Here is an 878-nt window from a genome sequence, read left to right as displayed (position 1 = left end):
TCGGTCATACTCTGAAGTCTGTGTGCGAGATGTTCGCGCCTGTCCTGCATGAGATACCACTGCGTATTACTATGAGTTCGTTGTATGTCTACAGGCTGTCTTAGATACGCCTTTTTTTTTTTTCAGTCAGATGACGGCTTACGAGCTTTCTGCCTTTCTCGTGGTCTCGGGTGACCGCCACGTTCAACCGCCGCTCGCCACCGGTTTGGCCCAATACGCCGAAATTGCGACGGAAGGTGCCCTGGCCATTGCGCCCGAACGTGGAAGAAAACACGATGATGTCGCGCTCGTCACCCTGTACGTTCTCGACGTTTTTGACGAACACCGCCATATCCTCGCCGCCATCCCGGCGCTCACGTTCCTCGGCGAAGGCCATGCGGAAACCATCGTCCAGCGTTGCGCGCTCTTCCATCCGCTCTTCGATCAGGTCGGCTTGCTTGCGGTTGAAGGTCACCACGCCGACGGATGGGCGCTGTTCCACCGGCGCGCGCCAAAGCTCGGCGAGATAGTCGACCACGCGCTCGGCTTCCTGCGGGTTGGTTTGTTCCTGGTAGAGTCCATCGACACGAATCAGCTCCAATGGACGCGCCTGCAGAATCCTCGCAGCCGGGTGTCGCACCGGCACGCTGAGCCGATTGCCGTAGAACGATGCATTGGAGTAACCGATCAGTTCGCGGTAGGCGGAACGGTAGTGGATCTGCAGGGTGGTGGTTGGCAGCACGCTGCGCGCCAGCTGCAACAGGTCCGGGCAGTCCTTGATCTCGCGCCGGTTCCAGGTGTCCTCGAACTGCTCCTGCTCTTCCGGCTCGGCGTCCTCCGTGGGCGTCTCGCCATCGAACAGTTCAGCTTCATCGCTCTCGATGCGACTGGAGAAGAAG

Annotated in this window: 1 protein-coding gene; it reads right to left on the bottom strand. The window is 59.5% G+C overall.

Annotated features, from left to right (window positions below; all coding sequences use genetic code 11):
* Positions 1 to 100: 100 nt before the first annotated feature.
* Positions 101 to 878, bottom strand: a 778-nt coding sequence (locus tag ABB30_RS15395; protein ID WP_245626527.1) for a DEAD/DEAH box helicase, incomplete at its 5' end; no start/stop codon positions are given.

Source organism: Stenotrophomonas ginsengisoli (assembly GCF_001431485.1).
Taxonomy (GTDB): Bacteria; Pseudomonadota; Gammaproteobacteria; order Xanthomonadales; family Xanthomonadaceae; genus Stenotrophomonas; species Stenotrophomonas ginsengisoli.
Note: the sequence above shows the minus strand (reverse complement) of the source record. Positions and strands in the feature narration are given on the sequence as shown.